The following is a 21697-nucleotide window of genomic DNA, read 5'->3' as shown; positions in this document are numbered from 1 at the left end:
ATGATTCATTTTAAGGAAATCGCCAAAATCATGGGAGCCCTATTGGGACTTCTGGCAGTTTTGATGATTCCGGCGGTCATTTTTTCGGTCTATTTCCGAGAAGATCCCTGGCCGATTTTGGTATCCATTTGCATTTCATCCGTGGTGGGTGGAATAGCCTATTTTTCATTTTCTAAACAGGATCAAAACATCCGAAAGCGGGAGGGGTATCTAATTGTGGCCTTAAGTTGGGTCTTCATGACCCTATTCGGTATGCTGCCTTACATCCTAAGCAAGGAAATAGTATCCTTTGACGATGCCTTGTTTGAAACCATGTCGGGCCTGACCACAACGGGCGCATCAATTTTGACCGATATCGAGGTCATGCCCAAGGGCCTCTTATTTTGGCGGAGTATGACCCAATGGATTGGGGGACTGGGGATTATCGTGTTGACCGTGGCTATTTTTCCACTTTTAGGTATAGGGGGAATTGAGCTTTTTGTAGCTGAATCCCCGGGACCTACCTCCGATAAAGTTCACCCCAGAATCTCAGAAACAGCCAAGCGACTTTGGTATGTTTATGTGGGATTGACTTTGACGGCCACCTTATTGTACTGGGCCGGTGGGATGACGTTTTATGATGCGATCAATCATGCCTTAACCACCTTGGCTACGGGCGGGTTTTCGACCAAAAATGCCTCCATGGCCTATTATGATTCTGCCTTTATTCAATATGTGGCTATTTTCTTTATGTTTTTAGCCGGAACCAACTTCACCATCATTTACTTTGGGTTGATTGGGAAATTTAAACGGGTCCTCAAAAGTGATGAATTCAAAGTGTATGCCTTTTCCCTTTTGGGGCTTGCCCTGATCGTGGGGTATTTCATTTTTGCGAAAGGCGGTGTTGATGGGGAGTTGGCCTTTCGAAAAGCACTTTTTCAGGTCGTTTCAGTAGTAACCACAACCGGATATGTGACCGATGATTATACGCAGTATGGCGCTGGATTGACATTTTTCTTTTTCATGATGCTGTTTTTGGGCGGATCCGCAGGGTCCACGGCCGGTGGGATAAAATTTGTCAGGCACCTGACCTTCATTAAAAATTCCTGGCTGGAATTCAAACGTCTGGTTCACCCTAGAGCAATTGTCCCCTTGATGATCAATGGAGATCGGGTTACCGGCAGAATCATTACCCACATTATGAATTTTCTGTTGATCTACCTGTTAACCTTTGTTTTAGGATCTTTGGTGATGTCTTTTTTAGGATATGATTTAGCCACTTCTTTAGGAGCTGTTGCCACCTGTTTGGCCAATGTCGGTCCGGGGATAGGGAAGGTTGGTCCGGTTGATAATTTTGCTTTCTTTTCTCCTACCGCAAAAATATTCCTCTCTTTTATCATGCTTTTGGGCAGACTGGAACTGTTTACCATTTTGATTCTTTTTACCCCGTTCTTCTGGAGAGCCAACTAATCCACCACGGTGAATTGGGCCTGAATTTTGGCAATTCGATCTTCTAAACTTTCCGATGATATCGTCGTGCGGCTTAATCGGTCAACCATAATGGGGAAGGAAAAGGGGGTAAACTGAACCGGATGCTGAATAATCATCTCAAGCTGATTGACTTTTTTCATGGCCTGGATTAATTTATCCTGATCCATTTGCTGATTCATGGCTTCTGACCGTGACTGCTTGAGTAGGAGATTCTCAGGGTCGTATTGCTCAAAAACCTGAAAAAGTAAGCTTGAATTGGCCTGAATATGTTTAAAGGTCATGGGTTTACCCGGATATCCCTGAAAGACCAATCCCGAAATTCCTGCGATCTCTCTGAATTTTCGCCGAGACATTTCACTTTCATTGATGCAGTGAAGCACATCCTCTTCAAGATTTTTCAAGGTAAAGATATCCTCTTCTAAAATTTCTTCAATGCGAATGGCCTCGTCCGAAAGCAGTTCAAATCCATAATCATTCATGGCCAGGTTAAAGGTGACCGGGAAACTGGTTGATATGCGGTAGGCGATTAAGGCGGCCATCAATTCATGGATCATCCGACCCTGAAAGGGATAAAAAAACAAATGATACCCTTGTTTACTCCGATGGGATTCAATCAAAAACGTCCGATCGTCGGGTACCACCGATAGCCGACTCTGCAATTCCAATATCGGCAAGACCCGCTGAACCTCTTCGGAACGATAAATTCCTTGATTGTAGGCATGAAAAATCCGCAGAATCTGCTCGGAAAGCTTTGAAGAAAGGGACATCCGTGCTCCCATCCAACTCACCACATTAGAGGTCTTTTTTTCAGAAAGCTGCACAATGGCGTTGAGATCTTTGATTTGTAGGAGTTCGAGATTTCGTCCGGCGAAAAAAAAGCGATCACCGATTTTCATTTTGGCGATAAAATACTCTTCTACACTCCCCAGATAGGTGCCATTCTTAAATTTGACTTTCATCATTGCCTCTGAAACAATGGTTCCCATCGAAAGCCGGTGTTTCATGGCAATGCGTTTGTTCTTGACCCGATATAACCCGTCTTCATCCCGAATCACTTTCAAAAAATCCTCGTAGCTTCCCAGGCTATTGCCACCGATGGTAATAAAATCCATCATCCAGTCCATCTCTTCCTGCTGCAGGGAGGAAAAGGAATAGGTTTTTTTGGCTAAAGCAAAGGCTTGGTCCCGGTCAAATCCTTCCCCTACGGCCAAGGTGACCAGAAATTGAATCAACACATCGTAGGGCAAAATGGGGGCAAATTGAGATTCCATTTCCCCTGCCTCGATGGCTTCCCGCAAGGCCGCTGCCTCGATGAGCTCCAACGAATTGGTAGGGACAAAAAAGATTTCAGAAGGCAGCCCAGGCTGATGCCCGGCACGTCCTGCCCGTTGGATGAAACGGGAAACTCCTTTTGGGCTTCCCACTTGTATCACGCGATCCACCGGTCTGAAATCCACCCCTAAATCCAAGCTTGAAGTGCAGACGACGAGTTTGAGTTTCGCTTCATGGAGGGCTTGTTCCACCCAGGCTCTCACACCCATATCCAAACTCCCGTGATGCATGGCAATTAATCCGGCCCAATCAGGTCTGGCTTCCAGTAGCTTCTGGTACCAAATTTCAGTTTGGGAGCGCGTGTTGGTAAAAAGCAGGACCGTCCTTCCTGCCTCGATAATGGGAATGACCTGGTGAATCATTCGGATACCCAAATGCCCAGACCAAGGGTATTTTTCAATTTCCTCCGGAAAAACAGAATGGAGGATAATTTCTTTTTGAATGTTGGCTTGGACCAGGTGCAGAGGTAAATCTGCTCCCAGCAGCACCTGTGCGGCCTCTTTCAGATTTCCAATGGTAGCAGAAACTGCCCATCGTTTAAATTGTTGATTACAAATGGATTGGATGTATTCCAGTGCTAGTTGAACTTGTACTCCTCGCTTGTTGCCCACCAATTCATGCCACTCGTCCACAACGACGGTTTGAAGGGTTTGAAAGAGGGTTAGATGACTCTTTTGAGCAATTAAAATATGCAGGGTCTCCGGGGTGGTGATCAGGACTTCGGGAGGCCTTCTTTTCTGAGCAGCTCTGGTTTTGGCATCCGTATCTCCGTTTCGCACCGCAATTTGCCAAGGTAGACCGATCTGATCGCACACTTCCTGCATGGCTTTTTGGATGTCTTGGGAGAGTGCACGAAGCGGCGTGACCCAAATTAACTGCAAGCCATTATTTCGGCTGGATTGCCAGCTTTCCGGATGCCTTCTGATGAATTCCAAAATTACGGGAAACCAAAGGGCAAAAGTCTTTCCCGAACCCGTTGGTGCATTGAGCAAACCGGATTTTCCATCCAAATAATCTCTCCAAGTTTGTAGTTGAAATGGAAAAATATTCCAGCCCTTTTTGTTGAAATAAGCCAGTCCGATTGCTAAATCCTTATCCTCCATATAGCTTGAGTAAATCTTTTAAATCGCTTAGCGTGTTGGCCTGTTCTTTGGATTTGTCCTTACGCCAGCGCAAAATACGGGGAAAGCGTAAGGCAATCCCACTTTTGTGACGGGGACTTTCTTGAATTCCCTCAAAGGCAATTTCAAAAACCAATTCAGCTTTTACGGTGCGGACCGGACCAAATCGCTCTCGGGTATTTTTTTTAACAAATTGATCTACTTCCCGCATTTCTGCGTCGGTGAGTCCGGAATAGGCCTTGGCAAAGGGAACCAACTGATCCCCATCCCAAACCGCAAAGGTGTAGTCACTGTATAAATCAGCTCTTCGACCATGTCCTTTTTGGGCATAAATCATCACTCCGTCAATGGTTAATGGGTCAATTTTCCATTTCCACCAATCCCCCCTTTTTCGGCCGGATTGGTAGGTGGAATTCAGTTTCTTCAGCATCAAGCCTTCGGCAAAATGACTTCTGGAATCTTGACGAATCGCAGCAAGCTCCTCCCAATTATTGGCAGAAATGGGATCAGAAATTTCCAGATGGGGATGGGGGTGATGGGCTACGAGTCGCTCTAACTCAGCCCGTCTTTTGTTTAAAGGATGGCCTCTATAATCTAGATATTGATATTCAAGTAGATCGTAGGCCAAAAAACTTACCGGAGCGGTTGATCGAATATTTTTACTCACATTTTTTCGGCCGATCCGGGTTTGAAGAAGGTTGAATGGTAAGGGGCTACCCGCTTTGAATGCCAAAATCTCCCCATCCAGCACCACCCCATCGGGCAAGCTTTTACCCAAATCCATCAGTTCGGGAAATTTCTCATTGACCAGCTCTTCTCCTCTGCTCCAAAGAAATAGCTCCCCTTCCCGCTTGATCAGCTGCCCTCGGATGCCATCCCATTTCCATTCGACTTGCCATTCCTTGGGGCTGCCCAGAGCATGGGGTTCTTTTTCCAGGGGATGGGCGAGAAAAAACGGATAGGGTTTGGAACGGTCTTTTTCCTGCTCGGTTTGATCAAAAAGCTGTTCGAAACCCACGGTGCCCGGATCCCAATTGCCCATCAGCGCATAGGCAATGTCGGCTTTTTCCCGATTCAGGTAAGAGGCTAAGGCTTGTGAAATCAAATTTTGACTGACCCCGATGCGAAAGCCGCCGGTAATGATTTTGTTGAAAACAAAGCGCTCCTGTCGGTTCAGTTTCATCCAGGAATCGAGAATGAAATGTCGCTTGTCCTCCTCTTCTTTATCCTGAAGCTCAGAAAGTGCTTGGATCCATTCGCTAAGGCTGTGGGTTGACTTTTTGGTGGGAATGGGAAGCAACAGGGCAATGGTCTCAGCCAAATCTCCGACAGTCTGATAGGATTCCTCAAATAACCAACCTGGGATTTGGGCCAATTCTAAACACCAATCTCTTAGTTGTCGAGTGGAAATCTGCCTTTTTGGACGTCTATGGGAAAACAAAGCGATTGCCCATACTTTGTCCCGAGCTGGCGCTTGTTCAAAAAAGTGCAGAAGGGAGGCTAGTTTATCCTTGGTCTTGTTTGATTGATCGAGTTGAGTGATGAGCTCGGCAAATTCCTTCATGAGGGGAAATTAATTACTTAATGTGATCAAAGTCTTATTAAAATCTAGTTTAATGGATAAATTTAGATTCTAATCGAACAGGGCAGGAGTATTTCCCGTTAAGAATTGAAAACTTGGAACCTATGAAAAAGTTAATCCTTGGTCTGATCTTGTTGATCTGTTTTGGCGCCTGTACTGATCAAGAATCTGAAAAATATACCGGCAAGTCGGTGGAGTTTCAATTGTATCAGGCCTCTGAATTTGAATTCGTGGGAAAAGCCCTCATCAAAGAATTAATCGGAGGAAATCTCGAATTGAGCATTCAGCTGGAAGGTGCCAGAGGCGATTCGGAAACGAATTATCCTGCTCATCTTCATTTTGGAAATTACACCGATGCAGACGCTCCGATCGCATTTATGTTAGATCCGGTCAGAGCCTCCGATTTAAAAAGCAGCACGATATTGGAGCAGCTTTCTGACGGAAGTCGGTTGACTTTTGAAGAAGTGTCAGGCTTTGACGGGCACATCAAGGTTCACTTGGCAGCAGACGGTCCGGACTACGAAGTGATTTTAGTGGCTGGAAATATCGGGTTAAACGCCCAATCAGGTTTTAACGTGGATGAAATGGCAGTTTGTGGGAAGAGTTATTAACGAGCTGTTCTCTTTCTAAAGATAAAAAAAGCGGGCCGGAAAATTTTCCAGCCCGCTTTTTTATGCAGGGTACGGATTAATTCAAAATCAAGGGAAACGTTACATCCAGGTCAGACTCCCCACCCGCTTCGGTGAAGTTGGAGAAGCTTGGATTAGTTGCACCTGGAAAATCTTTGTTTAAGTCATGGCGCAATACCACTCTGAACTGTGCATTGTTAAAGCCTGGGCTGGAAGATACTGTCACGATGCCGCTCACGCCAATCAATTCGCCGCTTTCATCGTCATAGGCATAAGTCAAAGGCGCTGAGCTACCCTCAAATGCAGATCCTAAGAAATAAAATTGATGCTCATCCCCTTCTTCAAGAATTTCTTCGGTGATGTCTTCATTTTCAATGGAGTTTAGTACTTCAATATCCAATCGGTAGGTTTTACCCGCTTCCAACTCGATATCATCGGTAGTCAAGGCATTGCCCACTTCAATTCCTTCGGCATCAGAAGCGTTGAAGGTAAGAGGAGTTCCCACTTCATTTCCAGATGCATCCAGTTCAGTAAAATTCAAGTTGACATCGGTGATCACCTCGCCGTCGTTTTCAATGACGGGATCTTCGCTTTCACAAGATGCAAAAGCAAATAAAGAGATAGACAATGCGTAGATGGGTAGTTTGTGATAGGTTTTCATTGTTTGTGTTTAATTAAAATTGATAATTGATTTTGAGTGAAATATTTCTTCCGATATCATCGGTGAAGTATCGGAACCGGTTCATGTACTCTTTGTAGGAAGTATTGAAAATATTTTGAATCTGCAGGCCCAGATTCAAGTTGTTTTCTCCCATGTCTAGCTGCTGCAAGTAGGCGAAATTGACTAATGCATAAGCAGGAGGGGCAGGAGCAAGGTCAAAATCAGGCTCACGATGCTGCTTGGCAACCAGTAAATTGCTCAGGGTGAATTTATGTGTTTTACCCTCCCCATTCAGACGGTAGGCTAATCCCCAGTCCATTCTGTCCGAGGGGATAAAGGGGAAAAAGGAATCAGTCTGGGTGTTTCGAGCACGGATGATGGAACCTTTCAGGTAGCCGCTAAATTTGCTTGTAAATTCATGGCTTCCCGATACGTCTAGCCCATAAAACAAGGCATTGGCTTGCAGGTACTCATAGACATTGAAAGTGCCTCGAAGACTCACAAAGGTTTCTCCCGTGGGGTTGAGGTAAATGTAATTTCCAATGGCATTCACATAGCCGGTCACTTCCAAGACGGTTTTCCGGGTTGAATACTCCAGTGAATTGACCCATTTGAAGGATTTTTCCGAAACTAAGTTTTGGTCACCGATTTCCACTGCGGCTGCTCCATGATGAAGTCCTTGGGAAAAAAGCTCATTGACATTAGGCGGCCTCCAAGCCGATCCCAGATTACTTGAAAAGGTCAGGTTCTTGGAAAGCTGATAATAGGCGCCAAGAAACGCGGTGAAATTTTGATAATCCAGGTCCGCGCTTTCCAATTGCCCATCGACAAAGCGGGCCGTGGTGATGGTTCTCAAATCATAGCGAATGCCTCCTTCCACCTCCAGTGGACCTTTGGAAAATTTTTCCATTCCATAAATTCCCAAATTAACCATATCAAAATTGGGAATCAGGGGAGTTACCCCGGTTCCGGGGACATTGGTATTGGCTTGTTGAATGAGATTCAATCCCCACGTTCCGCTAAAAGCATTGGGGTGGGTATGATCAACAAATAAATCAAGGGTGTTGGTAAATAGTTGCAAATCCAAACTTGGGCGGGTATTTAATTCCCCACGTCTTCGGTCAAATTCCTGTCGTTCGTTGAGCTGAAATCCGTACTGAAGATTGGCCTTCCAATTGGAATTGAGGTGGTAGTGTGATTTGAACTTGGCCAAATGATGGACGACCTTTTGTTTGGGGTTAGCAATCTGATAGGTAAAATCACTTTCACTAAATGGTCTTCCATTTTCAATAATGCTTTGTAGATCCGAGAGATTCCCAGTATGGGCATCCCGTAATATTCCCAATTCACTGTTGAAATAACTGTAATAAAGCTCGGTGCCCAGTTTTTTATTCGAATAGCCCAGTGTTCCACTGAAATTGAGTTCGCTGATTCCAGTATTGGACTGGTAGTAATTTGGACTTTTGATGGTTCCTCCTCTTTTGGCAGAACCCTGTACCCGATAGCCCAGTCCTTTGAATTTTTCTGAGCCCCCAGTGTGCGTAAAAGAAATATTGCCCATTCTGCCATTGGTGGCGCCCAGAATATGAAGATCGGTTTTATGTTCTTTTTTGGTCGGTAAATCCGCAGGGGAGACCAAAATGACACCACCCATGGCTTCAGGACCAAAACGCACGGTTTCTGCACCTTTAATAACGGTGATCTCATCGGCCAAAAAGGGGTCGATTTCTGGGGCATGTTCTGCGCCCCATTGCTGACCTTCCAGTCGGATTCCATTATTGAGAATCATGATTCGGTTGGAATGAAGTCCGTGAATGACGGGCTTGGCAATGCTGTTTCCGGTAGAAAAAGTCGTTACCCCTGCAACTCTTTTGAGGCTTTCTCCCAAGTTTTCACCCCTGGACTCCAAGAGTTCTTCCCCATAGAGAGCCTGAATGGCTGTGGTGGTCTGAATGGCATCTTGATGACCATGAATTTCCACTCCTTCCAATTCCATGGGATTTTCCTCCAGTCGATAGGTTTTATTAAAGGAGCTTTTGTCCAGTGTGATGGTTTCAACGATGTCCTGATGCCCTAAAAATTGAATTTTGAGCGTGTAAGTCCCCGCGCATAGGTCTTTGATGATGAAGTTTCCATCAGGGTCTGTGATGGCTCCGTTCTTGATTTCCTCGATCCAGATGTAAGCTCCGGGGATGGACTGGTTATTTTCCATGTGGATTACCTTCCCACGAATCGATAAATTACAGGTTTGAGCCTGGGTTGAAAAGGAACTCAGGACACTCCAAAGGCCTAGAATAAGTGTAAACGCTGTAATATTTTTATTTTTCACAGAGCAAAAATAGAGGGCTTTTAGGGATTAAACCATAAAAAGTGAAACAAAGTTGCAAAAAGGGATGAATGGTTTTTAATAAGGAGGAACCCGTCCCTTCAAAATCAGGCTAGAGGTTTCGCATTCGATATTTCCATCGAGCAAAGGTAAAGTTGGGAATGACACGCATGGATTGACTTATTACCAGGATGACCAAGACTATACTGAATTGAAATACCTGCGAGTAGGTCATTCCTAAATCCAAAATCAATCCAAATGCCGCTGGCCCGGCGGCAGAACTCAGTACCATTAAGGAAGTAAATACACTTCTGACCGCTCCGATTTGCTTCGGCCCAAAAAACTCTACCTGCAAGGCAGATACAGTTGCATTACCAAAACCTCCGCTCATTCCTAATAAAATCATGTAGGGAAAAATCACCCATCCCTTTGTCGAAAAAAGGATAAGTAGGAGAGCCAAGAGAAAGGGAAAAAGGTAAAAGGGGAAGAATTTTTTAGCCGAGTATTGATCGATCAGCGGTCCGGCCAACAGGATACTTCCCACGCTGGATAAAGCAAATACCGTTAAGCCTCCGGCAATTAAAGCCGGATCCCAACCCTTGTACTCAATAATGGAAAACTGGAAAAAAAATAATCCGGTGATGGTAAAGGAAAGAAAAAACAGATTCGGTGCCAACATCCAAAAGGCTCGACTTTTTAAAATATCCCGTTGTCTGATTTTTTGGCTTTCAGTTAGGGTTGAACCCTTTGGGTCAGCCCCCACCTCTTCGTAGACCAGGTGTTTTTCTTTCAAGAAAAAAGCCAAAAAACCAAAAACGACCCCTGCGGTAATTCCGGCATTGACCCATAGGGATTCTCTCCAACCGATCCAGCCGATTAAAATTAAAATCAAGGCCGGGAAAACCGCTTGGCCCAGCGGATGTCCCAAGGATGCTAAACTGATGGCTTTGCCTCGATGAATACTAAAATACCGTGACATGCTGGTGATGGAAATATGGGTGTAAAGTCCCTGTCCTGCCAATCGCAAGCCGAAAAAAGCCAGTAATAATCCCCACCATGCGGTATTGAGACTCAGGTAAACCAATGCTGCCAAAAATACCAAGGTGGTTAAGCTGGTATATTTTTTAAGGGGAACTTGATCGATGTATTTTCCCCATTTTGGTAAAATCGCTGCTGAAGCTATGGTGGCAATGCCGTAAAAGGAACTGATTTCTGAATGTTTAAGGCTGAATTCTTCCATCAAAAACGGGACATAGAGCGAAAGCAAAAAAGTCTGCCCAAAACTAGATAGGGTAGTCATCATCACCCCAAAGAGGATCAGTTGGGTATGTTGATTAACTAAGGCTAAGTAATTCATGGCAGTAGGTTTAGGTTAACTTCTTCAACCCTAAGGGCAAGGGAAACCCTAAATTGCCCAACCGCAAAGTCAGGATTTGCCTTGAGGGAAATAGAAGCTTATCAGCTCAGGGATTTTAGTTGATTTTTAAGATATCGGCCAATCGATACCTGGGGGTTCCTCCTTTTTGGGTGGCGACAAACGCACCAATTTTACAGGAGAATTCTAAAATTTCCTGTGCTGATTTCTGCTCCAGGTACATTTTCACAAATCCACTTAAAAAGGCATCTCCGGCACCGATGGTATCTTCGACGCTGATTTTATAGCCCGGGTGATGGTGGAATTCCCCCTGTTGATAAATCATCGCTCCTTTGGATCCCAACGTAATGCAGATCACCTCTACCGGAAAGTGTTGGTCTAAAAATTCACAAAGGGTTTTGGGCTCGGCTGAGGTGTTAAAATAATCCGCAAAAGCAACCAATTCGTCTTCGTTGATTTTTAGAATATCGGTATAGGCCAAAAGCGTTTCGATCACTTCAAAATCATAGAAAGGAGGCCTTAAATTGGCATCAAAAATCCGAAGTTTGCCCAAATGAAGCAGATCCAGTAGGGTTTTTAAACTTGTGGTATTTCTAACCGCTAAGGTTCCAAAAATAAAGGCATCGGATGAGGTTACAGCAGCTTTATTTTCTTCAGTGAGGTGAATGAAATCCCAGGCCACTGGGGATAAGATCGTGTATTTGATGTTTTCCAGATCTGAACTGTCCACCAAAACACGCGAAGTTTCCTGATCTGATTTCACCTGGATCAGCTTGTCGGAAATACCATAGTCACGGTAAAAATGGAGCAATTGTTCGCCCCATTCATCAGAACCGACTGCAGAGATTAATTGGGTCTTTAATCCGAGCTGATGAAGATTTAGCGCCACATTCATGGGGGCCCCTCCGGCTACCCTTCCGCCGGGCAGGCAATCCCAAAGCATTTCTCCAAAAACAACGACTTTATTCGACATAGTTAGCGTGTAAATCTTTTTGAATTTCTTCCAGGGATCGTCCTTTGGTTTCAGGCATTTTGAACCGTACCCAAATCAATTGTCCCACCATCATCAAACAAAAGAATGAAAAAATATAACCCGGACCGAATTGATTGGCAAAGAATGGGAAGACGTTGGCGATCAATGCGGCTAAAATCCAGTGGGTAAAAGAACCCAGAGACTGACCATAGGCGCGAAGTTCATTGGGAAACATCTCTGAAATAAAGACCCATATCACGGATCCTTGACCTATGGCATGGGAAAGGATAAATCCAAAAACAAAAATAGGGAGCCAAAATGATGGAATTCCTGGTCCCAGAAAATTGTAAGCCATCAGGGAAAGTGAAACGATGTATCCAAAGGATCCAAGGTACATGAGTTTTTTTCTTCCCAATCGATCAATGAGATATAAGCCTAAGAAGGTCCCCAATAGATTGGTGATGCCGATTCCGATGGTTGAGATTAGGGCATTTTCAGTGGAAATTCCAGCCATTTCAAATACCCTTGGAGCGAAGTAAATGATGGCATTTATACCCGAAACCTGGTTGAAAAAAGCAATCATCACCGCAAGTAGGGTACTGGAGAAGTATTTTTTGTTAAAAAGGGCCGAAAAACTGCCATTTTGCTTCTGATTTTTTTCCTCAGCAATTGCCAGTCGGATAGATTCCTCTACTCCCTCGGGATCGGTTCGGGTCAAAATGACTCGGGCTTGGGCTTGATCGTTTAATTTGGAGATCAACCAACGCGGGCTTTCCGGGATTCGGAAAATCATCAAGCTGTAAATCAAAGCGGGAATCCCTTCCACTGCAAGCATCCAGCGCCAATCTTCAGGTAATCCTGCCGTACCGATTAAGTAGTTGGAAAGATAGGCGATGACTATCCCAAAGACAATGTTAAACTGGTAAAGAGCCACCAGCAGTCCCCTGCTTTTGGCTGGTGCAATTTCAGAGATATACATCGGGGCCACCACCGAAGATGCGCCGACTCCCAAACCACCGATAAATCGAAAAAGCGTAAAAGAAGTCACGTCCCAAGCCAGCCCAGAACCTACTGCCGAAATAAAATACAACAGCCCAATCCAGAGCAAACTTTTTTTCCGACCCCATCGATCTGCGGGAATTCCCCCGAAAATCGCTCCGATCACTGTTCCGTAAAGGGCTGAGGCTATTGCCAATCCATGCATCCAATCGCTGAGTACCCAGACCTCCTGAATGGCCCGCTCTGCCCCCGAAATCACCGCGGTATCAAATCCAAACAAAAAGCCGCCTAAAGCAGCGGTAATGGAAACAAAAAAGACGTATTTGTTTGATGCCATAGCAATTTTGGGTTTGAATAGGTTACTAAACTAATCAGAACCGAAGGAATTCAAAACTACGGGCAGAAATTTCAATAGCTGGTTTACCTTTGGAACCTGAGGAAACCAACCCTGGACGTAGCGGGGTTCATCCATTTGAGGGGATTTGCCGGGATCATTCCAACAGGCCATTATTCTGGGAAAAAAGAGAAACCCCTTGATTTTTTTGAACTTAGACAAATTAGGCAAACTCAACAGCTCAATTTGTGGTTAGTATTACCCATACGATAAATCTAAACTTGCTGACCAGCCAAATAATATTTTGTTTTTGGACGGATTTTGAAGTCCCTCCTTTTCATTATTTCTTATATTCGCAGGCGTAAAAGAGAACGTGATCGTTCGCCTCTCTTTAGTTGATCATCGAACGTATATAAACCCAACCTTATGACTACCCAAGTCGAAATTTACAAACCCAAAAACCATATTCGCCTAGTTACGGCGGCCTCCCTTTTTGATGGGCATGATGCTGCAATCAATATCATGCGACGAATTATACAGTCCACGGGCTGCGAGGTAATTCACTTGGGCCATAACCGTTCCGTACAGGAAATTGTGGATTGTGCCATTCAAGAAGACGTGCAGGCCATTGCCATCACTTCCTATCAAGGCGGCCACGTCGAATTTTTCAAATACATGTATGACTTGCTTCACGAAAAGGGAGCCGGACATATTCGCATTTTCGGAGGAGGAGGAGGAACAATCCTTCCTGAAGAAATTAAGGAATTGCATGAGTATGGGATTTCCCGTATTTATTCGCCCGATGATGGCCGTGCGATGGGCTTGCAAGGCATGATCAATGATTTGGTTTCCAAATCCGATTTTCCCATCGGAGATCAAGTTTCTGATTCGGTCGCATTGACAAAAGAAAACATTCCTCAAGTGGCCCGATTGATTTCCGCTTTTGAGAATTTTCCAGAAAATTCAACAAACCTGTTGGACAAGGTTCGTCAGGAAAGTAAAAATTCGACCGTTCCCGTGTTGGGAATCACAGGAACTGGAGGCGCCGGCAAATCCTCTTTAGTCGACGAATTGGTTCGTAGATTTGTGATGGACTTTGAGGATAAAAGTTTGGCGATCATTTCAGTGGATCCCTCCAAGCGAAAAACTGGTGGCGCTTTGCTTGGGGACCGAATCCGGATGAATTCCATCCATCATCCGCGGGTGTTTATGCGTTCTTTGGCTACCCGTCAATCCAATTTGGCGCTTTCCCGTTACGTGCAGGATGCCGTGGATACGGTAAAAGCGGCTGGCTTTGATCTGGTGATTTTAGAAACCTCCGGTATTGGGCAATCTGATACCGAGATTATTGAGCATTCTGATCTTTCCCTGTATGTGATGACTCCAGAATACGGAGCAGCCTCACAATTGGAGAAAATTGATATGTTGGATTTTGCCGACGTGATTGCCCTCAATAAATTTGATAAGCGTGGTGCCTTGGATGCAATCCGGGACGTTAAAAAGCAATACAAACGAAATCATAACCTTTGGGAAACCCCGGATGAGGATATTCCGGTTTTTGGAACGATCGCTTCTCAGTTTAACGATCCGGGCATGAATCAGCTCTACCGGGCGATTATTGCAAAGGTCAACGAGAAGTTTTCCAACTGGGAAAGCACTTTTGAACTTACCGCAGGAAGCTCTGAGAAAATTTACATCATCCCTCCGGCCCGAACCCGTTACCTCAGTGAGATTGCCGAAAACAACCGAAATTATGATCAGTGGGTTGAAGAGCAAAAAGAAATCGCCCAGCAACTCTACAGTATTCAAAAATCCATCCAAACGATCCAAAATTCCGCACTGGAGGATAGGGATCGATTAGCCAAGGAACTTGAGGAAGTTTATGCCCAGGTCGAGCTTAATTTAGATCCTAAGAATAAAAAATGGCTGGAAGATTGGCCTGAGGAAGCCGCTCGATACAAGGAAGAATATTACGTTTTTAAAGTTCGGGATAAGGAAATAAAAGTAAAAACTCATCACCGATCCCTTTCTGATTCTCAAATTCCAAAAGTGGCCTTGCCAAATTACGAAGCTTGGGGAGAATTGCTCAAATGGGGTTTGCGGGAAAATGTGCCCGGTAAATTCCCCTATACCGCAGGTGTTTTTCCCTTCAAAAGAGAGGGAGAGGATCCTACGCGGATGTTTGCCGGGGAGGGTGGTCCTGAACGAACCAACAAGCGTTTCCATTACGTGTCCAAAGATATGCCGGCCAAGCGCTTGTCGACGGCCTTTGATTCGGTAACTCTTTATGGAGAAGACCCAGACTACAGGCCCGATATTTATGGCAAAATCGGTAACTCGGGGGTGAATGTTTGTTGTCTCGACGATGCCAAAAAACTCTATTCGGGTTTTAACCTGGTCGACCCGATGACCTCCGTTTCTATGACAATCAACGGGCCTGCAGCTACGATGACGGCATTTTTTATGAATGCTGCCATCGATCAACAGTGTGAGGTGTACATCAAAGCAAATGGGCTGGAGGAAGAAGTCAATCAGAAGATAGCCGCCATTTATCAGCAAAAGGGCATCGAAAGACCTACCTACAAAGGGGCGATTCCAGAAGGAAATAATGGCTTGGGATTGATGCTTTTAGGAGTTACCGGGGATCAGGTTTTGCCCAAAGAAGTGTATGAAAAGATCAAGGCGGATACCATTTCCAAGGTCAGGGGCACGGTTCAGGCAGATATTTTGAAGGAAGATCAGGCGCAGAATACCTGTATTTTCTCCACCGAATTCTCCCTGAGATTGATGGGGGATGTACAGGAGTATTTTATTCATCACAAAGTAAGGAACTTCTATTCGGTATCGATTTCCGGGTACCACATCGCTGAGGCTGGAGCCAATCCGATTACCCAATTGGCCTTGACGCTCTCTAATGGATTTACTTACGTGGAATACTATGTGTCCCGTGGGATGAATGTCAATGATTTTGCGCCCAACCTTTCGTTCTTTTTCTCCAATGGAATTGATCCGGAATATGCTGTGATTGGTCGGGTGGCTCGGAGGATTTGGGCCAAAGCCATGAAGCTGAAATACGGGGCCAATGAGCGTTCGCAAATGCTCAAGTACCACATACAGACCTCAGGCAGGTCCTTGCACGCACAAGAAATTGACTTCAACGATATTCGTACCACACTGCAGGCCCTTTATGCGATTTATGATAATTGCAACTCCTTGCACACCAATGCTTATGATGAGGCGATCACTACCCCTACGGAAGCATCGGTTCGAAGAGCAATGGCTATTCAGCTGATTATCAACAAGGAATTGGGTTTGGCTAAAAATGAAAATCCGCTTCAAGGAGCCTTCATTATAGAGGAATTGACCGATTTGGTGGAAGAAGCCGTTTACGTGGAATTTGATCGGATTACCGAACGTGGTGGCGTCCTAGGTGCTATGGAAACCATGTATCAGCGGGGCAAAATCCAAGAGGAAAGTATGCATTATGAGATGCTGAAGCATACCGGAGAATATCCGATAATCGGGGTCAATACCTTCTTGGCAAGCGACGGTTCCCCCACGGTAACTCCTGGAGAAGTGATCCGGGCGACGACCGATGAAAAAGAAGCCCAAATTCAAACGTTGAATCAACTCAAACAGGCCTATGCCGGGAAGGAAGAGGAGCAATTGATGGGGTTGAAGAAGGCTGCCATTACCAATGAAAACGTATTTGATCGACTCATGGAGGCAGCTAAGTTTTGCTCCCTTGGTCAAATCACCCGAGCACTTTACGAAGTGGGTGGGCAGTACCGCAGAAATATGTAAGTAAGCCGATAAGGTGGAAAAATAAGGACTATCCAAGACTAACAAAGTTAATACAAGGCACTATGTCAAAACGAAATGTCACCGTCCGAATGAAGGCGGATTATGAATACGAGGCGGTCAATCAGCAGGGAAATAAAGTACAGATTGACATGTACGATGCACCCGATAAACGTGCTCAGTCCCCCATGGATTTATTGCTTTCTGCGCTGGGAGGCTGTGCCTCGGTGGACGCAGTGCTGATGATGAAAAAGAAGCGAAAGGAAATCCTGGATTTTTACGTGGAAGTGGAAGGGTTGAGGAATGAAGGAGTCCCGGCATTTTATACCGATATTCATTTAAAATTTACCTTGGTTTCTCCCGATGCTACTCAAGAGGAATTTGCAAAGGTGGTAGCCTTATCGGTAGAAAAATACTGTTCGGTATCTTCTTCGCTGAAGTCGAGGGTGACATTTTCTTCAGAAGTCAAAAAAGCCCTATGAGAGTAGTCAAAGAATTGGTTCAGGAGGATGTACGGATCAGTATATTCTCCTGGAACAATAAATACCTGCTGAAATTTGAGTTGGGGCCATTGGAGCAGACGTTTAAGCTCAGTGAAATGGATGTGCTGGAGGAAGCCGAACTCGAGCAGTTTTTAATTGGGGATTTTTTTAAAAAAGTTCTCGAAAGATTTGAGGAAATGGGAAAAACATTTCGTGAGCAATTGGAAAATTTATAATTTCAGAAAATCTCTGAATTTATGCGTTTTTTGCTCCTTGCTCTTGGTTTGATTAGTGGCTCCTTGGTGGTTTCGTGCGATTCGGCTACTTCTGTCAAAACCCAAGAGCAGCGGATTTACATGGAGCGGGTGGTCTTCGGTATTGAAAAGGAATTGCAACAGTTGTCTGAAGAAATCCAAGCCCTAGCCAAATTCAATGAATTTTTACTTGAAAAACAGGATAGTCTTCGTCCGCTCCAAGATCCTGAACGCTACAAATTAAACGGCTATTATTCCTCCAATTCCATGGATTCTGTGGATGGAAAAAGTTCGGTGATTTTACTCAATACCAGCCCAAATCCCGCCCAGGCAAAAAAAGATATATTACTTACCAATGGCTTGGACTCTGCTTTTGCTAGACTATATGCCAAGTATGATTTAATTGAGCAAGTGTATAGCAATTCCAAGTGGCAGCTTTCCCGGGTTTATCCTCCTTATGATGTGGTCAATATCGTTGATCCTACCATCGATGTGACCCAATTTAATTTTTACTACGAAGCGGACCAAGAACATAACCCGAGCCGTGGCCCGGTATGGATTCCCGAGCCTTACGTCGATCCGGCAGGCCGGGGTTGGATTTTGTCACTGGTGCATCCGGTGTATTTTCAGGGGGAATTGCACTCGGTCCTGGGGATTGATTTAACGGTAAATGATGTCATACAGGGTTTTTTGGAAGAGGAAAAGGGCAATTACATCATTGTCAATAAAAAGGGGGATATCGTGGCTGGAAAAGCTACAGCGATCGAAGCCTTAAGTATGCCGCCGCTACGAAATCACGTGTATTTGGAGACGATCAGTTCAGATAATTTTCGAATTTCAGATTACAATCTGTTCAATAGTAAAAGCCGGGAAGTCCGCAAAATGGGCCAAACTTTCCTCATGGCTAAAGACCATCACTTTAAATTTGAAGAGGAATCATTTTTATCCGATGCAGTTTGTAAATCATTTTCCGCCATCGAATGGTACCTCATTCGAATTAACGACAATTATTAATCATGGGAAAGTTTACCTGGCATTCCAATTTTTGGTTGACTCTCACAGCAGGTACTCTACTGGTGTTGTTGGTGATTGTTTTTGGCTTGAGTTTTTTTGATGCCATTTTTGAAGCCCAGATCAATTCCAGAAAGGAGTTTCTTTACAAACAAACCGAACTCGCCGCTCAAAGTCTGGAAATGGACATCCGGCGATTTGAGGACGAGGGAAAAGGTTTAATCAGCTATTTGGAAGATCCTTTTCATGAAATTGATGATTACGATGAGGAATTGACTTCTGCTGCACGGCGCCTATTCAATGCCTATCCGGGTTTGGTCGATAGTGCATGGGTGGATATGCAGGATTCGGTTTTGATCTTTACGATGACTGATCGCAATAATTTTATCCGAACTCAATCGAAGGAAGCATTTCCGAGTACCAGATCCCGCGCCTATACCTATGATGTGATTGGAAAAAAGGGTTTTCGGATTATTTATTCACTTAACCTAATTGATTTTACCAAGGAGACAGTCCTCAATTATTACCTCAATCCAGGGGGAGCTAAAATGATGATCTACCACAATGAACTCATCGATTTAAGCTCCAATGGATCTTCAGGAATTGAGTTTTCTCCCCAAAATCTCCAACCCGTTTTAGAGGATTTATCCCTTGGCCTGAAAGGACTTTATGAGTTAAATTGGCAAAAGGAGGGAGAAGCGATTTCAGGAATCTTGGCCCAGTATCCCTTCAGTTTTGACTTGAATAGTCGTACGGGCACCTTGGCGTTTATGGTACCTGTGGAGGGCTTACAATCGGGAATTTATGGAACTTACCTTTTGCTGTTTTTGGGATTTGTGATCCTGCTTATTTTTACCATTGGTTTTTTTATTGTTTCGATTAAAAATAACCTGGAATCCGACCGCATCAAAGAAGAAAATATCAGGGAAATCTCCGTGCTTTTTGAACAGCAAAATTTGCTTTTGCAGGAACTCCGGGGCTTTGTGTTTTTTCATGATGCCAGAGGTCAGATTACCCGAGTCAGTGATGAGGTGGAAGAGATTTTGGGTAGACCTAAGACGGATTTTATCCAAGCATTTAATGGAGAAATAACACATAAGGATGTGGATCAGGTTCAGCAGCATGTAAAAATGGCCGTTGCTGAACACAAGGATGTGATAGATATGGAATACGATTATCAGCATCCGGACGGCAGAGAGATCAGGCTCCGAGTATTTGAAAAACTGGTTTACGATCAGTCAGGTGAGTTTACCGGTGGCATGGGGCTTTGTACCGATATCACTGCGAACTACTTAGCTAACCTCAAAATCGTGGAAAGTGAGAATAGACTTCGAACCCTGATTGGGAATATCCCTGATATTCTTTTCATCTACGATAATGAAGGGGAAGTAGTGGATTTTCATGTGCAGGATAAAGAGAAGATTTATGAAGCCTCTCAGGCCACAGTGGGGAAGAAATTAGAGGAATTTGTTCCTCATGGCCAAGCCACCTTGGTCAGGAATGCATTCAGCGAGGCCCGGAAAAAAGAGGCAATGCAATCCGTGGATGTCAAATGGGATTCCCAAATGGGAGAGCGGCATTATGAAATTCGGTTTTTTCCGCTGGATGCCGATAGAATGATGTCCATTACTAAAGACATTACCGGACAGAAAATATGGGAAAAGGGTCTGGTTGATGCAATGAAAGCAGCAGACCAGGCCAGTCGTGCCAAATCTGAATTTTTGGCCAATATGAGCCATGAAATCCGAACACCGATGAATGGGCTTTTAGGGATCATTGATCTGTTGGAGCACACGGATTTAAACCGGATTCAAAAACAATATGTGGAGATCATCAAAAACTCCGGCAATACGCTGCTGTCGATTATCAAGGATATTTTAGATTATTCTAAAATTGAGGCAGGAAAAGTTGAGATTCATGCCGAGCAGTTTGATCCTATTGAGGAGCTCGAAAAACAAGCCCAGATTCTTTCCGGTTTGGCCAAAAAGAAGAAAATTCATTTTACCCTGGAGAAGGAAAGTTTAGATCCGCTAGTCATTTCAGCCGATCGGGTCAAACTCAATCAGATTTTCCTGAATTTGGTCGGCAATGCGATCAAGTTTACCAATGAAAAAGGAAGAGTAGGGGTAACTTTATCGTGGGAACCGATTTCAGACTCCCTGTACTTTTTGAAATGCCGTATCGTGGATACCGGTATCGGGATTTCCCAAGAACACCTCGAGCATCTTACCGATCCTTTTTACCAAATCGAAAGCTCTTCCACACGTAGTTATCAAGGGACTGGACTGGGTTTAGCCATAGCCAAAAAGTTGATTGAACTGATGGGCGGAGAGCTCGAAATCCAGAGTGAAATTGGCAAAGGCTCTGATTTTACCTTTGGAATCATCGTCAAGAAAGTTGCCAAGGAAGAATTGGAGCCAAGTCCCAAACTGCCTGTTAGCTGGAAGGAAGTCCGGGAAAAGGGGAGAGATATCCCGTTCAAAATTTTGGTTACCGAAGATAATGATCTCAACCTGCAGCTGTTGGAATTGATGTTGGAACAGTTGGGCTTTGAATATAAAATTGCCAAAAATGGCTTGGAGGCAATTGAAAAAGTCAAGGAAGAGGATTTTGATGTGGTGCTGATGGATGTGCAAATGCCGCTGATGAATGGGCTGGAAGCCAGTCGGGAAATCCGAAATCTTCCCGATAAAGACAAATTGATTATCATTGGGCTTTCGGCCAATGTCTTTGATGACGATAAAATTTTGGCGATCGAAGCCGGGATGAACGATTACCTCACCAAACCCATTCGTTTGGCCGTCTTGGCAGAGAAACTGGAGTTCTACCTTCAGAAGTTGATCTCTAAAAATGGCTAAGGCAAGCTCGCCTGTATTATGAGCCGCAGCCCGCTCACCTTTTCGTTTACTCGATATGGGGGGGAATCCCTTTGCCCCATCAAAAGAAGGTTAATCCAATCCTTTTATCTTAACGGAACACCGAGGAAAAGGAGTAGCTTCAAATGTGGTTAGACTTCTTATTGAAACCTATGGAAGTTCAAACCTGATGGCATCTACAGAGATTTCATCGAACCCTTCTATGGTAAGAATTCTTGAAAATAATGGGTTCAGACACTATGGATTGCCTTGGAAAAGTAGTATCCATGAAAATTACATCGCTTTATTTTTAAAATTAGCTTAGAATGGACAAGGGCAAAGAATTACTCCTCCAATAGATCGCAGTGTATTAGAAGGTATAAGCAAGACTTTAGGTGATTCAGTAAATGGATTGACAGACACTGAAATTGAAAAGTTTTTGAGAAAGGCAGGTATTCAGGATGTTGATCCTAAAAACACAAAGTGGAAGAG

At 44.4% G+C, this 21697-nt stretch carries 14 protein-coding genes; 7 read left to right on the top strand and 7 right to left on the bottom strand.

The window, feature by feature from the left end:
* Positions 1 to 1449: a potassium transporter TrkG gene (locus tag Q0L00_RS06690; RefSeq protein ID WP_297336098.1), complete on the top strand. Its 1449-nt coding sequence runs from the start codon at positions 1 to 3 to the stop codon at positions 1447 to 1449.
* Here the strand turns inward: Q0L00_RS06690 and Q0L00_RS06685 are convergent.
* Both Q0L00_RS06685 and Q0L00_RS06680 read right to left on the bottom strand, forming a co-directional pair.
* The gene (locus Q0L00_RS06685) at positions 1446 to 3905 is read right to left on the bottom strand and encodes a ligase-associated DNA damage response DEXH box helicase (RefSeq protein WP_297336097.1); all 2460 of its coding nucleotides are present in this window, start codon (positions 3903 to 3905) and stop codon (positions 1446 to 1448) included. The two genes, Q0L00_RS06690 and Q0L00_RS06685, sit on opposite strands and share 4 nt — an antisense overlap.
* Positions 3895 to 5487 carry an ATP-dependent DNA ligase gene (locus Q0L00_RS06680; RefSeq protein WP_297336096.1) on the bottom strand — a complete coding sequence of 531 codons (1593 nt, stop codon included), beginning with the start codon at positions 5485 to 5487 and terminating at the stop codon, positions 3895 to 3897. Before Q0L00_RS06680 ends, Q0L00_RS06685 begins: the two co-directional genes overlap by 11 nt.
* Before the next feature lie 122 nt (positions 5488 to 5609).
* On the opposite strand from Q0L00_RS06680, the gene Q0L00_RS06675 reads away from it, so the two are divergent.
* Positions 5610 to 6116 carry a hypothetical protein gene (locus Q0L00_RS06675; RefSeq protein WP_297336095.1) on the top strand — a complete coding sequence of 169 codons (507 nt, stop codon included), beginning with the start codon at positions 5610 to 5612 and terminating at the stop codon, positions 6114 to 6116.
* Positions 6117 to 6192: 76 nt separating this feature from the next.
* Here Q0L00_RS06675 and Q0L00_RS06670 read toward each other — a convergent pair whose 3' ends face one another.
* The 5 genes from Q0L00_RS06670 to Q0L00_RS06650 all read right to left on the bottom strand — a co-directional run bounded on the left by Q0L00_RS06670 (position 6193) and on the right by Q0L00_RS06650 (position 12805).
* Positions 6193 to 6795 carry a hypothetical protein gene (locus Q0L00_RS06670; protein WP_297336094.1) on the bottom strand — a complete coding sequence of 201 codons (603 nt, stop codon included), beginning with the start codon at positions 6793 to 6795 and terminating at the stop codon, positions 6193 to 6195.
* Between the two features lie 13 nt (positions 6796 to 6808).
* Positions 6809 to 9124, bottom strand: a complete 2316-nt coding sequence (locus tag Q0L00_RS06665) for a TonB-dependent receptor (protein ID WP_297336093.1) — start codon at positions 9122 to 9124, stop codon at positions 6809 to 6811.
* 109 nt (positions 9125 to 9233) lie between these two features.
* Complete coding sequence (locus Q0L00_RS06660) at positions 9234 to 10478, bottom strand: MFS transporter (RefSeq protein WP_297336092.1); 1245 nt, start codon at positions 10476 to 10478, stop codon at positions 9234 to 9236.
* Between the two features lie 115 nt (positions 10479 to 10593).
* Positions 10594 to 11469, bottom strand: a complete 876-nt coding sequence (locus Q0L00_RS06655) for a PfkB family carbohydrate kinase (RefSeq protein WP_297336091.1) — start codon at positions 11467 to 11469, stop codon at positions 10594 to 10596.
* The gene (locus Q0L00_RS06650) at positions 11459 to 12805 is read right to left on the bottom strand and encodes a sugar porter family MFS transporter (RefSeq protein WP_297336090.1); all 1347 of its coding nucleotides are present in this window, start codon (positions 12803 to 12805) and stop codon (positions 11459 to 11461) included. The genes Q0L00_RS06655 and Q0L00_RS06650 overlap by 11 nt, the downstream gene beginning before the upstream one ends.
* 423 nt (positions 12806 to 13228) lie before the next feature.
* Between Q0L00_RS06650 and Q0L00_RS06645 the strand changes: the two genes are divergently transcribed.
* The 5 genes from Q0L00_RS06645 (at position 13229) to Q0L00_RS06625 (ending at position 21208) form a co-directional block, all read left to right on the top strand.
* Positions 13229 to 16606: a methylmalonyl-CoA mutase family protein gene (locus Q0L00_RS06645; protein WP_297336089.1), complete on the top strand. Its 3378-nt coding sequence runs from the start codon at positions 13229 to 13231 to the stop codon at positions 16604 to 16606.
* A 62-nt stretch (positions 16607 to 16668) separates the two neighbouring features.
* On the top strand, positions 16669 to 17085 hold the full coding sequence (locus Q0L00_RS06640; protein WP_297336088.1) for an OsmC family protein: 417 nt from the start codon (positions 16669 to 16671) through the stop codon (positions 17083 to 17085).
* A complete protein-coding gene (locus Q0L00_RS06635; RefSeq protein WP_297336087.1) occupies positions 17082 to 17321 on the top strand; it encodes a hypothetical protein in 240 nt (79 codons plus the stop codon). The genes Q0L00_RS06640 and Q0L00_RS06635 overlap by 4 nt, the downstream gene beginning before the upstream one ends.
* A 21-nt stretch (positions 17322 to 17342) precedes the next feature.
* A complete protein-coding gene (locus Q0L00_RS06630) occupies positions 17343 to 18353 on the top strand; it encodes a cysteine protease (RefSeq protein ID WP_297336086.1) in 1011 nt (336 codons plus the stop codon).
* Between the two features lie 2 nt (positions 18354 to 18355).
* The gene (locus Q0L00_RS06625) at positions 18356 to 21208 is read left to right on the top strand and encodes a PAS domain-containing hybrid sensor histidine kinase/response regulator (protein WP_297336085.1); all 2853 of its coding nucleotides are present in this window, start codon (positions 18356 to 18358) and stop codon (positions 21206 to 21208) included.
* Positions 21209 to 21697: the final 489 nt, after the last annotated feature.

It is taken from the genome of Algoriphagus sp. (assembly GCF_024305035.1).
Lineage (GTDB): Bacteria > Bacteroidota > Bacteroidia > Cytophagales > Cyclobacteriaceae > Algoriphagus.
The sequence above is the reverse complement of the archived record's forward strand: the minus strand, read 5'-3'. Positions and strand labels throughout refer to the sequence as shown.